Below are 13,263 nucleotides of genomic sequence, written 5' to 3' on the forward strand. Positions count from 1 at the left end.
GCACCAGCCTCAAAGATTAATATTTTTCTAATTTCAGTTAGACATTTGTTAGAATTCCTGTCAACATCCTCTTTAAGTGAAACTTGAGTGAAATAGGAATGCGCCCGCCAAACCGCACTTTCTCCACAAGTTTAAATATGCCGAGAAAGCTAATGAAACTAGTTGTTCTCATTATTTTGCTTTCGTTCAGCACCGTATCGGCGGCCAACGAACTCCCGCTGCAAGCGGGCGACACCGTAGAAATGACCGTCACCGGCGTTCAGGATCTGACACGGCGCACCACGGTTGCAGAAGACGGCGTCGTTTCACTGCCTCTCTTTGGAGACATCAAAGTCTCGGGGTTTTCGCCCTCACAGGTGCGCGCGCGGCTGAAACACGATGCACCGGGAAAAAGTTATCGTCCGAAACTACAAAATCCTAATGGGCAGGTCGTATCGATCACGGCAGAGGACGTCTTCTTCGATCTCGTTGCGAGCCGACCCGTCTACGTTCACGGCGATGTGGGCAAACCGGGCGAGGTCACGTACCGCCCCGACCTCACGGTCCGCCAGGCCGTGACGCTGGCTGGCGGTTACGACGTGGCACGGCTGCGCCAGGCGGACCCCTTCATCGAGATGGAGAACGCCCGCACCGATTACGCAGCTTTGTGGATCGCCTTTGCGCATCAGCAGGCAACCGTGTGGCGCCTCGAAGCCGAGCTGAAGGGGCGCGACGACATCGGGCACACGGACATTCCCACCGTCCCCGTCGACCCTGAACTGATCTCCCAGATCCTCCAGACCGAGAAAAAGCAGCTCGCTCTCGACCTTTCCGATCACGTTTTGGACCGCGAGCAGCTCGCCAAGACCCTCAAGGAGACCGAGCGCCAGATCGCCACGTTGGAAGAGCGGGACGACATGCAGACGGCTGAACTGGCGGCAGCCCGAGCGGAACTCGACAATCTGAAGGAGCTGGACAAAAAGGGCCTCGCGCAATCGACCCGCATCAGCGATGCACGCCGAGCCATCTTGCTGACGAGCAGCCAGCAGCTTGAAACCACCGTTGAAAAGCTGCGCGCGACCGTCGAGCGCGACGGGCTCGCGCGCCGCTACGACACCCTCGACGCCGAGCGCGAGGTGACCCTGCTCAAAGCCCTGAAGGATGCCCGCCTCGAGCTGGAAACCACCCGGACGGGGCTGCGTTCGGCGGGCCAGAAACTCCTCTACGCCGGCTTGTTGCAGTCCGACCTCGTGCGCCGCCACGCCCCCGCGGACATCATCATCCATCGCAGCAATCCAGAGGGCAAACCACAGAGCATGCCCGCCTCCGAAGATGCGCGGCTGATGCCGGGCGATGTCGTCGAGGTGAAGCTGGAGCTGCCGAGGGAGCTTTTCACAACGCAACTCAACTGATCGCACGGCGCAGAGTTTTCCGACAACTCCACGCCGTCCTTCGGAACGAACGACAGGAACGCGAAATGGCTTTCACGGGACGAGGTGCCGGCAGACTTGCAGCACTGTTCGGCGGCAGCAATCGAGCTCAGACAGAGCGGGCGGCCGGGCGGCCGATAGGGCCTATTGAAATGGAATCTGACGAGGGAACGCCCCAGGCATCGACCGCCTCTCGCTCTGTCGTCAGCTGTTTTGCCGAGCAGGTTGCCCGGCGCCCCTCCGCCGCAGCACTTCTCGCCGATCCTGGCCCGATCACCTATCTCGCGCTCGACCAATGGTCGAACCGCATCGCCCAGGTTCTGAGGCAACAGGGCGTCGGACACGGCGATCTCGTCCCGACTCTCACCCTCCAGAGGCCAGCCAGTGTGGCGGTCTATCTTGCCATTCTGAAGCTTGGCGCCGCCTATGTGCCGATCGATCCGAACCTGCCCGACGGCCAGATCGGCGCGCTCTTCGCACGTTTGAACGCGCCTCTCGCAATGGCCGACGAAGAGCTGCTCGCCCGCCTTCCCGCAGGCACCGAATGGAGCGGCGACGTCGTCTGCCTGCAACGTGAGGCCGAGCGGATCGCCACCGCAGACCCTCGCCTCGAAAGCCCTCCTCCCGGCGCGGAGGATCTCGCCTACATCATGTTTACGTCCGGTTCGACGGGCGCGCCGAAGGGGGTCATGGTCCCGCATCGGGGCATCGTGCGTCTGGTAAAGGGCACCCACTATGCCCGGATGGACGACAGCGAAGTCTTTCTTCAATTCGCCCCCCTCGCCTTCGATGCCTCGACCCTCGAGATCTGGGCGCCGCTTCTCAATGGCGGCGCACTCGCCTTCATCGACAATCCGAAGCCCTCGCCGCTCGATATCGGCGAGGCCGTTCGCCGCCATGGCGTCACGACCTTGTGGCTGACCTCCGGTCTCTTCAATCTGATGATCGAAGAGGTGCCGGAGGATCTCGCCCCCCTCCGGCAGATCCTGACCGGCGGCGACGTTCTCTCCGTCGCACATGCGGAAAAGGCGCGCCGCCTACTCCCCCACGCGCGTCTCATCAACGGCTACGGACCGACGGAAAACACCACCTTCACCACCACCTACACACTGCCATCGACGGGCCCGCTGCCGTCTCCGGCGCCGATCGGCCAGGCGATCTCCGGCACCACGGCGCATATTCTGGATAGCGACATGCGTCCGGTCCCGGATGGCGAGGTCGGCGAGCTCTACACCGGCGGGCTCGGCGTGGCGCTCGGCTACTTCGCCGACAAGGAGCGGACCGAGCGATCGTTCCTCGACGATCCCTTTGCCGAAGAGAGCGGGGCGAAACTCTACCGCACCGGGGATCTCGTGCGCAGAAATGCCGAGGGAGACATCGAATTCGTCGGACGCGCCGATCTGCAGGTGAAGATCAACGGCAAACGCGTCGAGCTGTCCGAGATCGAAGCCATCCTGGAGGATATGCCGAACGTCGCCGATGCGGTCGCGTCGGTGCGCGAGATCCGTCCTGGCGAAAAGCAGGTCGTCGCCTTCCTGCGGCCTGCGCAGGCTTGGCCCGACGAGGCGGCGATCATGGCAAGGCTGCGCGAGACCCTCTCGCCGGAGGCTGTCCCGACAAGATTGATCGTGATGGAAAGATTTCCGGTGAACCGGAACGGCAAGCTCGACCGGACCGCACTTCTCGCGACGCTTTTCGAGCCTCCCGGAAACCCGGGCGGCGAGAACGGCGGCGAGCCGGTCATGGCGCCGGCCCAGCACAGGGTAGCGAGGGAAGAGGCCGCATGAGTGAGGACAGCACGACCAGGCACCATCGCAGGGAGCCCGACCTTGACTGAGAACGTTTTCCCGGAGGGCGCTTTCGTCGAACCGGAAGAGCCTTATCAGAGCGATGACGCCCCGACGCGATCATCCGATCCTGCCTGCGGGAGCGCGCCTATCACCGCTGCGCTTTTGACGGCGTGGGAAGACCTCCTGCATGTGACGGAGATTGGCCCGGACGACGATTTCTTCGCTCTCGGCGGCTCGTCGCTCACCGCCTATCGCTGTCTTGCGCAGATCCGCAGGCTCTATGGCTGCAACATTCCGCTCGAGACCTTCTATCGCGCCCCGACCGTCACGGCGCTTGCCGAAATCATCGCCGCGAAAAGCGAGCCGCAGGCACGCGCCATCGCCCTCCAGCCCGCAGGCTCCCGAATTCCGATCATCGCCGTGCACGATACGGTCATCTACCGCGAGCTTGCCGCAAGGCTCGGCAGCGACCAGCCCTTCCTCGCGGTGCCGATGCCGGACGAGGTCGATCCTCTTTCCCAGTCCTATTCGGACATCGCGGCGCGTTTCGTCACCGCAATCCGTCATGCGCGCCCTCGGGGGCCCTATATCCTCATCGGCTTCTGTTTTGCGGGACGTCTCTCGCTCGAAATCGCGCGCCAGCTGAAAGAGGCGGGCGAGACCATCCCTCTCGTCGTCGTCGTCGATGGCTGGGCGCCCGGCTATCGCGCCGGCGGCGGGACGATGCTCGGGCGAACGGCCTTCTTCCTGCATCGCGCCTCGGCCCATCTGAGAGAGGCGCTACCGAACGGAATATCCGGGCTCCGCGACCTCCACCGACGGAGCGACACGGTGCGCCGGCGGCTAATCGCAGCGCGCAATCTCGTTCGACGTATAATGAACGAGCCGGAACAGGCGCTCGATCCGGAGGACCTTGCGCGTTTCAGGGCGATCGACGCCGCGGGAGAAAGGCACGCAACGCAGGATTACCCCGGCGATGTCCTCGCCATCTGGAGCGACGATCAACCGAAAAGTCGCTTCATCGACCAGGCCTTCGGCTGGACCGGGCTGGTCCAGGGGAACCTCAGCCACGCGCGGGTGGCAGGCACCCACACGGAAATCTGGAGCGGCCTCGGCCTCGACCAGATGGTGCGCGCCCTCGATGAGGCACTCGCCCGCTGCAACAGCCCCACCGAGGACACATCCCACGAGGTTTGGAGCGCGCACCTGCCCGAGCCGGATTGTCCCCCGCCCGTGCCGCAGATCATCTGAACCGGTACGGCCGCGAGATTCTCGCCCCGATCAAACGCCGGTCAAAACGTCAGCCAGTCCGATTGCAGCACATCATCGAAGATATCGGCCAATCCGTGCGCGGCATGGTCGAAGGCCTCGACACCCAATCCGAGATCGGCGCTGGCGACGGACCGCGAGACGGCGTGGGAAATGAAACCGCTGGCGGGCTCGTGATCTTCACCCGCCGCCGACGCGCCACGCTGCTCGGCGCGGGCTGCAAACGCCCCGAAGAGGCTCCGCGGCCCCGTGGAGGAATCTTGCCCGGCGGGCGCGGCCGGCGCCACTTTCGGTGTGACGGGAAGCGATCCGCCGGCCGGCGACACCACTGAGCCGTCATAGTCGCTGATCTCGATGACGACTGGATGGTCGGAGAGTTCGAAGGAAACCCGCTTGCCGTCTTCGGTGTGCGCGATCGCGTCGGTGCCGCTGACCATGGGATCGTAGACGGAGAGGTCCGCGGTGCTTTCGACCGTCACTGTCGAGACGTAGGCGGAGGCGGGCTTTTCGCTGGCCGTCGCACTGTCCCAGATCAATTCCTCGTTCCAGATGACGAGATCGACCGTCCCGTCGGCCTCCGTCAGAACCATATGCTTCGCCGTGTCGGGAAGGTTTTCGATCCCGTATTGCAGCGTCCCCTGCACCGTCGCCGAAACATCCGAATTGTCGGCGAGGATGGTCGTCAGATTGTGCAGAGCCGTCGCCGCCATTTTCGGCGAGCCATCGGGGTTGAAAAGCCCCCAATTGTTCTCCGGATCGAGGTTGCGATCGCTGTAGGGGTCCATCAGCTGATAGATGTAGGTTTTCTCGACGCCGTCTTCGGTCGCGTCCATCAGCACGTTGAGGATCTGTTTCGCCTGCACCTCTTCATTCACGCCCATCGTGGTGTCGGACAAGGTGTAGAAGCCGGTCTCCGTCACGACGACAGGCTTGTCACCGGTCGGAATCCGGCTTGCGTCAAGAATGGTGTCCCACTGCTCCTGAGGCTTCGAAGAGTTCGGAAAATAGATGTGGGCGTTGCCGTAATCAGCCCATTTCGAGAGATCGCCGAGCGAAGTCATCAGCTTCTCGTTGGCATACGCCACCGAGAACCCGACCACCGGAACATCGCCAAGGACGGCATTGGCGTTCACGGCCTGATAAAGATGCTCCTGGATCGAACCGCCGGCGGCAAGACCCGATTTGCCGGCAAAGTTCGCCGGCCACAGATTGATCTCGTTCGGAGCTTCGATCGCATCGATGCTGCCGGGATGGGCCTTCAGAAAATCGGCGGCCGCCCTCACCCCTTGATCGATCAGAGGCGTCCCGTCGACCACCTGAACGAGAAAGTTGAAGTCGTACCCCTTGGCCGCGAAATCTTCATAGACCTTGGCCTGGAAATCGAGCGGGATCACGTCCCGCAGATTGTCGATACCGAGATAGGCGAGCTCACTCTCAACGAGCCCGACCCGGGCATAGGCTGTGTCCGTCCAGTTCAGATGCGTGTTGACGCCGATCGTATCGACGAACGCATCGGCGCTCATTGCACTCTTCAAATCGACGGTGAGCGCATCCGTGCGTGTCGTGGAAGCCATATCAATCCAACTGTTGTTGACCGTTGGAGTTGATGCCGGGGCGAAACCTGCGCCGAAGAGGCCGAAGCAGAGTCCGACCGCCCGCAAAAACTCGGGGCTACCAAGCGCACGCAGATTGTTAGAAATGAGATAAGAAACCGCCATCATTGCGACAAGTTATGTTCTAGTTAACTTTAGATCATAGAGATTACTCTACTTCGCTATAAGATAATTGCAAAAAACTTATAGAAATTATTTGATAAAATTAGCTCTAAGCCGCTTTCACGAGCTGGAAGCCTAACGCCGCCTTCCGCAGCCAGGAAGCGGCGATGACGGCCCAAACGGGAAGAATGGCGTCTCGGAAGGTGCCGCGCCAGTAGAGGCCAAGGAAATCCGGACAAACGCCGAAGAGCGGCGAGCGGAAAAAGCCAACCGGCGGAGCCCAGCACGCGGCGTGGTCATCGCGGCGCCGGGAGCGGAGAAACCGGAAACGCAGGCGGTCGGGCGGGCGCGAGACCCGGTCCATGCGGCGAAAACCATCCGCCGCAAGCCTGCGTCTCTTGTTTAGCAGTGCGGTGCCATCACCGACGGACGCACGGCCCCCTCGCCTTCCGGCGCGTCTTTGCCGCGAAACGCCCGGCCCTCGGCATCGAAGACATGCAGGCTGCCGACATCCGCCCCGAGCTTGAGACGCGCCCCGCGCTCGACATGCACATTGCCGGGAAGCTTGGCGATGACCGGGTGGGCGTCATCCTCGGTCTTGAAATAGACGAGCTGCACCTCACCGAGATATTCCGCATAATCGACGATGCCCTCGAAGAGATGCTCGCCCTCGGTGATACGAAGCTCCTCCGGCCGCACGCCGATGTCGACGGCAGCCCCTTTGGCAGAAGCGGGCGTCGGAACGGGAACCTGCATCCTCGTGCCGTTGGCATAGGCGATGAGCGTTTTCGGACCGGGTTTCTCGATCTGCGCCCGCACAAGGTTCATCGCCGGTGAGCCGATAAACTGTGCGACGAACAAGTTCGTCGGCTCCCGGTAGAGTTCTTCGGGCGTCCCCACCTGCTCGATGCAGCCGTCCCTCAACACCACGATACGGTCGGCCAGGGTCATCGCCTCCACCTGGTCGTGGGTCACGTAGATCATCGTCGTATCGGGCAGAGATTCCTTCAGCTTCGCCACCTCGATGCGGGTCGCCACCCGCAGGGCCGCGTCGAGGTTCGACAACGGCTCGTCGAACAGGAAGACCTCCGAATTGCGGACGATCGCACGACCGATGGCAACCCGCTGCCGCTGCCCACCGGAAAGCGCTTTGGGAAGCCGGTTGAGATAGGGGGTGAGCTGCAGGATCTCCGCAGCCTGGCGCACGCGCGCGTCGATCTTCGCCTTCTTCTCGCGCGCGATCTTCATGCTGAAGGCCATGTTGTCGTAGACCGTCATATGCGGATAGAGCGCGTAGGACTGGAACACCATGGCGATGCCGCGCTTGGCGGGCGGCACGTCGTTCATGAGCCGGCCGCCGATCCGCAACTCGCCGGAGGTCATTTCCTCGAGCCCCGCGATGACGCGCAACAGGGTCGATTTTCCGCAACCCGACGGCCCCACAAAGACGATGAATTCGCCAGGATCGATATTGAGATCGATGCCGTGAAGAACCTCGTGATTGCCGTAGGATTTCTTCACCTGCTTGAGCGCAACACCCACCATGGCTTACTTCCTCGTTGCTTCGTTCCGGTGGCGCTGCCTCGCGCGGCACCCGGCAATCCAAAATCGTCTTCTCTCACAACCCGGCCGCAGCGAAAGCCTCACCCAGCCGGCGTTTTCGATGCGGCTCAATGCTCTGACGCGCCCGGCATCAGCTTGATCACCAGACGTGTCAGCGGACCCGGAACGCGGTTACGGATCTCCGCCTCGTTCTTGCGGTTGATCGCAGCCCCGACGAGCTTCGCGCCGATATAACGGAACGGCTCCGGCGGCAGGCTCGCACGTCCGGCAAGGCCCACGAGCCCGCATTGGCTCCAGCGATCTTTGTGACCGAGCGCCAGGCTCGCGAGGATACGGCCGCCGATCGGCGCCTGCGCGATGCCCGTGCCGTTGTAGCCCATGCCAAAGAAGATGTTGGGGTGGCCCTTCAGGTGATCGAACACCGGCACATGTTCCGGCACGCAGTCGATCGGCCCGGCCCAGTCGAATTCGATCGGCACACCACGCAATTGCGGGTAGAGGCGATGAAGCTCGCGCACATTGTCGCGCGCCCCCTGCGGGTTGCGGTTGAAACTCGCACCGAAATCGCCGCGGAACGCGACGCCGCCGGTGCCGCGACCGAGAACGACGCGTCCCTCGTCCGTCCGCTGGTAATAAAGCACCTGGTCCTGGGAATCGCAGATGGCCGCCCCGTCTCGCCAGCCGATGCGATCGAGCGTGTCGGGCGTCCTGCCCGTCGCAATCACCCGGCTGTCGACCACATACATATGGCGCCTGAGTTCCGGCAGGGCGGACAGCCAGGCGTTCGCCGCCAGCACGACCTTATCGGCCTCGACCACGCCGTTCGGCGTACGCAACTTTAAGGGCGCGCCGGGGACGATCTCCTGCACGGGGCTGTGCTCATGGACCGTGACACCGCGCGAGATCGCAAGATCGCGAAGACCGCGCGCCAGCTTCGCCGGCTGCACCGTGCCGGCGTTTTTCTCGACGACGCCGACATAAGATGCGCTCGACCCGGTGCGCTGCGCGATGTCGTCTGCGCTGAGTAGCTCGAAGCGATCGGCGCCCGCCGCCTCGGTCATGGCAACGGCTTTCGCCCAGGCACCTTCCTGCGCGATCGAACTTGCCGTCCACAGCCAGCCGTCGAGCCTCAGATCCATATCGACGAGACCGGAACGCTGCAGCTCGTCGAGCTCGGCGACCGCATCGACGGAGGCCAGGCAGAGGCTTCGGGCCTCCTCTTCGCCGACGACCGCACTCAGCCGGTCGATCTCAGCGAACCAGGAATGCACCTGGCCGCCGTTTCGCCCCGACGCGCCAGAGCCGCAGAAATCCGCCTCCAGCAGGACGACCCGGGTGTCGGGCGCGGCTTCCTTGATCCGCAAGGCGGTCCACAGGCCGGTATACCCGCCCCCGACGATGGCGATATCGGCGCGCACGCTCCCCGCCACCGGCGGCGTTGCCGCCTCCGCTCCGATATCCTGAAGCCAGAACGCCCGGTCGCTCGGTTGCGCGGCACTCGGCTGCCTCAAAGTGATTGTGGCCATCAGATTTTCCTAGCCGTAACGACGAATTGCGGAAGCCCGGACGACGCGGTCAGGCAGCCGGACTTTGCGACCGGGGCCGCGGCAAGTCCGCCCGCAACGACAGACCCCCTGCCGGCCCCCGAGATATCGAAGATCCCTCTCGCCCATCGCCTATTTGCCGATGCCCTCGGCAAGACCGCGGATGAAATAGCGCTGGGTCGCGAAGAAGATGATGACGATCGGCAGAGCCGAGATGGTCATCGCGGCGAAGACGACGGAATAGTCGGTGCCGTGCTTGGCCATGATCGCCGTCAGACCGACCGGCAAAGTCGTCATGTCCGTGCCGCTCGTGAACACCATCGCGAAGATGTATTCGTTCCAGGCGAACAAGACGTGCAGGATGATGCAAGACGCGATGATCGGCCGACACATCGGCAGGATGATCCGCCAGAACCTTTGGCCTTCGCTCGCACCGTCCATCGTCGCCGCCTCGTCGAGCTCGCTCGGCAGATCGAGCATGTAGGCACGAATGAGGAAGGTGGTGAACGGCACGCGAAACGCCGTGTAGAGGATGATGAGCGCCCAGAAGGAGTTGTAGAGGCCGAGCGCCTGAAACATCTTGACGAGCGGGATGAGCGCCACGGTCGGGCTGAGCATGAGGCCGCCCAGAACCACGATCAGAACGATCGGCTTGCCCGGCAGTTTGCTGCGCGTCAGCCCGAACGCCGTCCAGGCGCTGATCATGACCGTGCAGATCGCGGACGCGACCGTCACGAGGGCGCTCACCACCACATAATCGCGCACACCCTGGTTCCAGGCACGCACATAGTTCTGCCAGGACCAATGCGTGGGCAAAGCGAACGGGTCGCCAAAAATCTGGACGTTGTTCTTGAAGCCGTTCATCGCCATCCACAGAAGCGGATAGACGACGACGATCCCGAGGCAGATGAGGAACGACCACAGGAAGGCCTTGGAGAGCGGCGTCCAGATGCTGGTTTCCTTGACGGGGGCCGCCGTTTCCGTGCTCACCATTGCACCCTCCGCCGCTTCGTATACCAGAGCTGGGCGATGCCGGTGAGGAGCGTGACGACGAAGACCACCGCCGCGATGGCCGCGCCATAGCCGAAATTGTTCTCGATGAAGCCCTGCTGATAAAGCCAGGTTCCGAGGACCTGACTGCTGTTGTTCGGCCCGCCGCCCGTCATCACCATGACTTCGTTGAACACCTGGAAGGCGCCGGTGATGGTGACGATGACCATGAGACCGGTCATCTCGCGGGTTAGCGGAAAGGTGAGGCTCCACAGCCGCCGGATCGGGCCCGCCCCGTCCATGATCGCCGCATCGAACAATTCGCGCGGGATCTTCTGGATCGCGACAGCAAACAAGAGCGTCGAATAGCCAAAGCCCTGCCATTGGCTCATCGCGATGATGGCGTAGATCGCCGTGTGCTCGCTGCCGAGCCAGGGCTGAATGAGAAAACCCAGCCCGACATTCTCGAGGGCCGCGTTCAGGAGGCCGATTTTGGGCTGGTAGATGAAATAGAAGAGAAGGCCGGTGACGGTGATCGAGATGGCGGAGGGAATGAAATAGACCGCGCGCCAGAAACGCCGCCAGCGATCGCTTGCGAGCCCCTCGATGGTCGCCGCCAGAACGAAGGCACCGAAGACCTGGAAGACAATCGACAGCCCGGCATAGGCGAAGTTGTTCCAGAGCGCGCGCCAGACGACGGGGTCGTTGATCAGCCGCTCGTAATTGGCGAGCCCCACATGCAGGACCTCGCCGGTAAAAATGTCTTCCTCGGTCGTGCTGATCAGAAAATTGTCGACGATCGGATAATAGACGAACCAACACAGGACGATCAGCGAGATCGCCACCCAGCGAAGCGATGCGGCGTTGCGCAGGTGGACGCGCCAGCGTCCACCTGCCACCGTTTCAAGCGCATCTTCGTTTCCGGTGCTGACGGAAAGCCGCCCCAGATCCGAACCTGTCGTTTTCACCGACGGGCCTCCGCCTTGGCCGCCTCCCGGACTTTCTCCACGACCTCTTCCGGGGTCATGGTATCTCCGGCGAGCGCCTGCAGGCTGGTCAGCCACGCCGCGGCCACATGCGGCGTGTTGGCCGTGTCGAGCCAGGGCATCAGGTAGGACGCCTCGGCGATATCCTGCATGCCCTCGACAACGGTCGGGCTCGACACCTCTTCGTTGACGACGCCCTTGACCGCGGTCGGCTGGCCATAAGGAGGTGCCGACACGATCTTGGCGTTCTCAGGCGAGGTCACGAACTTCATGAAGTCGATCGCAAGCGGGATGTTGGAGGAGCGGGCATTGATCATGTAGCCCTCCGGCGCCCCCTCGATGGCCTTCGGATCGCCCTCCGCGTCGGCCGGCGCCGGCAGCTGGAAGAAGCCGAAATCCTCGACCTTCAGAGGAGAATCCTCGGTCGCGCTTTGATCGAACTCCAGGATTTCCTGATAGTACATCGCCGACTGAGCGTTGCTGAACGCCTGCAGAGCGGACGCATAGGACGTGCCGTTCATCGAGGCGCCGTCCGTGCAATGCTCTTCGATCTCTTTGAACTCTTTGAGGGCCTTCACGTAGCCGGGATGCGAGTATTCCGCCTGTTTCGGATCGAAATCCTTCTCGAGCGTCGCCTGCGGCACGTTGTAGGCAAGCAGCTGGCCGACATAATGAACGACAGGCCAGGCTTCCTTGTTGCCGAGCGAGATCGGCGTGACGCCTGTCTCCTTGAGGGCGTCGCAGGCGGAGATCAGCTCGTCGAAGGTTTCCGGCTTGTCGATGCCGGCCTTCTCGAACATCGCCTTGTTGTAGCCCATGAACTTGGCGTCGAGATAAAGCGGGATGCCAAAATATTTATCGTTGTAGATGAACGATTTGACGGCAGCCGGCGCGAAGGTCTCGCCCCATTCCGTGCCCGGTCCGATCACCTTCGTCAGATCGACGGCGCGGTTGCCGCGGACGAAATTGTGGCCCCAATTGCCGGTCCAGGTGAAATAGATGTCGGGCAGCGAGTTGGAGGCGACGAGTGTCTTCGTCTTGCCCTTGACGCTGTCGTCGCTCTCCTGGTCGAGCTCGACCGTCACGCCCGGATGCAGCTCTTCATATTTCTTCGCCAGATCCACAAAGAACGGCGAAAGCTGCTCCAGACCGAATTTCGTGAGGACGGAGACCGTCCCCTCATATGTCACAGAGGCGTCGGGATCGGCCACCACGACCTCTTTCAGCGGTGCAGCCGAACCCGCGGCCGTCGAAAGGGTCAGTGCGGAGACGGCGACGCCTGCCATCACCGCGGCCTTCAGTGGATGCTTCATTGCTTCTCCTTCAGTGCGGTTGAACCCATTGTTCGCATCGCCCCGCGGGCGAGGTTTCTGTCGAGGAGGCGGCCATTCCAGGCTGCCGCCGGCATATCGAGCGGCCGGCGCCCAAGGGGCACGCATCCGCAAGGCAAATGGGTTTGCGGCAGAACTAGTCTGACATCTTTTGAGCGAGAGGCGACGTCCGCATGGGGGCGGCTGCCCTTGCCAACGCGGCCAGATCGAGAACCGATTGCAGATCGCACCGAAGGCAGCGCGGACGCTCCCCGTGCCAACCGGCCTCCTTCATGGCGGACGCGGGCGGCCTCCGAGGCGCGTGGAAAATCCTGCGCAGGCACTTGGGGAGAGGCCTGGAAACGGGCGTTATCGGCGGACTTGCGAGCCTTCAGGGCGCTGGCGAGCTGTGCTGAAGCACGCGCGCAGCAGTTTGTGTCTGCCACCGCGCCAAAATTGAGCCCGGCGTCGACAGGGGTTGCCGCAGCAACACTGATCTCGCCTGAGCCCATCGCGCCAACCCCTTTGGCATGGTGTCAAAGTCGCTGAAAAGAGGTGACCCTTTCCATTAGACGTCAGACAACATTGCCGTCGGCGGAGTGTCAAGGCGGAAATTTCGCCGTGCTCAATATTGCTGCAACGCAGCATTCGCGAGTCCCGAAACCTGCATTCTTTGGCTTTTCCGAG

The 13,263-nt window shown here is 62.6% G+C and carries 9 protein-coding genes; 3 read left to right on the forward strand and 6 right to left on the reverse strand.

The annotated features are described in order from the left end of the window. Positions 1 to 98 precede the first annotated feature (98 nt). From L0F51_RS11070 to L0F51_RS11080, 3 genes are all read left to right on the forward strand, one after another. Positions 99 to 1,391 carry a polysaccharide biosynthesis/export family protein gene (locus L0F51_RS11070; protein ID WP_234629179.1) on the forward strand — a complete coding sequence of 431 codons (1,293 nt, stop codon included), beginning with the start codon at positions 99 to 101 and terminating at the stop codon, positions 1,389 to 1,391. 170 nt (positions 1,392 to 1,561) lie between these two features. Next, positions 1,562 to 3,196 (forward strand): amino acid adenylation domain-containing protein, encoded by a 1,635-nt coding sequence (locus L0F51_RS11075; RefSeq protein WP_234629180.1) that lies wholly within the window; start codon positions 1,562 to 1,564, stop codon positions 3,194 to 3,196. A gap of 42 nt (positions 3,197 to 3,238) precedes the next feature. Then, a complete protein-coding gene (locus L0F51_RS11080; protein ID WP_234629181.1) occupies positions 3,239 to 4,450 on the forward strand; it encodes a thioesterase domain-containing protein in 1,212 nt (403 codons plus the stop codon). A gap of 41 nt (positions 4,451 to 4,491) precedes the next feature. Here the strand turns inward: L0F51_RS11080 and L0F51_RS11085 are convergent, their stop codons facing one another. From L0F51_RS11085 to L0F51_RS11110, 6 genes are all read right to left on the reverse strand, one after another. Then, positions 4,492 to 6,042 (reverse strand): hypothetical protein, encoded by a 1,551-nt coding sequence (locus L0F51_RS11085; RefSeq protein WP_234629182.1) that lies wholly within the window; start codon positions 6,040 to 6,042, stop codon positions 4,492 to 4,494. A 543-nt stretch (positions 6,043 to 6,585) separates the two neighbouring features. Next, positions 6,586 to 7,728 carry an ABC transporter ATP-binding protein gene (locus L0F51_RS11090; RefSeq protein ID WP_234629183.1) on the reverse strand — a complete coding sequence of 381 codons (1,143 nt, stop codon included), beginning with the start codon at positions 7,726 to 7,728 and terminating at the stop codon, positions 6,586 to 6,588. Between the two features lie 125 nt (positions 7,729 to 7,853). Then, the gene (locus L0F51_RS11095) at positions 7,854 to 9,272 is read right to left on the reverse strand and encodes an FAD-binding oxidoreductase (protein ID WP_234629184.1); all 1,419 of its coding nucleotides are present in this window, start codon (positions 9,270 to 9,272) and stop codon (positions 7,854 to 7,856) included. A gap of 150 nt (positions 9,273 to 9,422) precedes the next feature. Further along, the gene (locus L0F51_RS11100) at positions 9,423 to 10,283 is read right to left on the reverse strand and encodes a carbohydrate ABC transporter permease (RefSeq protein WP_234629185.1); all 861 of its coding nucleotides are present in this window, start codon (positions 10,281 to 10,283) and stop codon (positions 9,423 to 9,425) included. Next, on the reverse strand, positions 10,277 to 11,248 hold the full coding sequence (locus tag L0F51_RS11105) for a carbohydrate ABC transporter permease (RefSeq protein WP_234629186.1): 972 nt from the start codon (positions 11,246 to 11,248) through the stop codon (positions 10,277 to 10,279). The genes L0F51_RS11100 and L0F51_RS11105 overlap by 7 nt, the downstream gene beginning before the upstream one ends. Beyond that, positions 11,245 to 12,579: an ABC transporter substrate-binding protein gene (locus L0F51_RS11110; protein ID WP_234629187.1), complete on the reverse strand. Its 1,335-nt coding sequence runs from the start codon at positions 12,577 to 12,579 to the stop codon at positions 11,245 to 11,247. The genes L0F51_RS11105 and L0F51_RS11110 overlap by 4 nt, the downstream gene beginning before the upstream one ends. Positions 12,580 to 13,263 lie beyond the last annotated feature (684 nt).

The sequence above is a fragment of the Afifella sp. H1R genome (genome assembly GCF_021462425.1).
GTDB classification, from domain to species: Bacteria; Pseudomonadota; Alphaproteobacteria; order Rhizobiales; family Afifellaceae; genus Afifella; species Afifella aestuarii.

Excerpts from the sequence above, each read along its gene's own strand:
- L0F51_RS11090 (WP_234629183.1), bottom strand. The coding sequence starts at position 7,728 with ATGGTGGGTGTTGCGCTCAAGCAGGTGAAGAAATCCTACGGCAATCAC.
- L0F51_RS11110 (WP_234629187.1), bottom strand. The coding sequence starts at position 12,579 with ATGAAGCATCCACTGAAGGCCGCGGTGATGGCAGGCGTCGCCGTCTCC.
- L0F51_RS11070 (WP_234629179.1), top strand. The coding sequence starts at position 99 with ATGCGCCCGCCAAACCGCACTTTCTCCACAAGTTTAAATATGCCGAGA.
- L0F51_RS11075 (WP_234629180.1), top strand. The coding sequence starts at position 1,562 with ATGGAATCTGACGAGGGAACGCCCCAGGCATCGACCGCCTCTCGCTCT.
- L0F51_RS11100 (WP_234629185.1), bottom strand. The coding sequence starts at position 10,283 with ATGGTGAGCACGGAAACGGCGGCCCCCGTCAAGGAAACCAGCATCTGG.
- L0F51_RS11085 (WP_234629182.1), bottom strand. The coding sequence starts at position 6,042 with ATGGCTTCCACGACACGCACGGATGCGCTCACCGTCGATTTGAAGAGT.
- L0F51_RS11095 (WP_234629184.1), bottom strand. The coding sequence starts at position 9,272 with ATGGCCACAATCACTTTGAGGCAGCCGAGTGCCGCGCAACCGAGCGAC.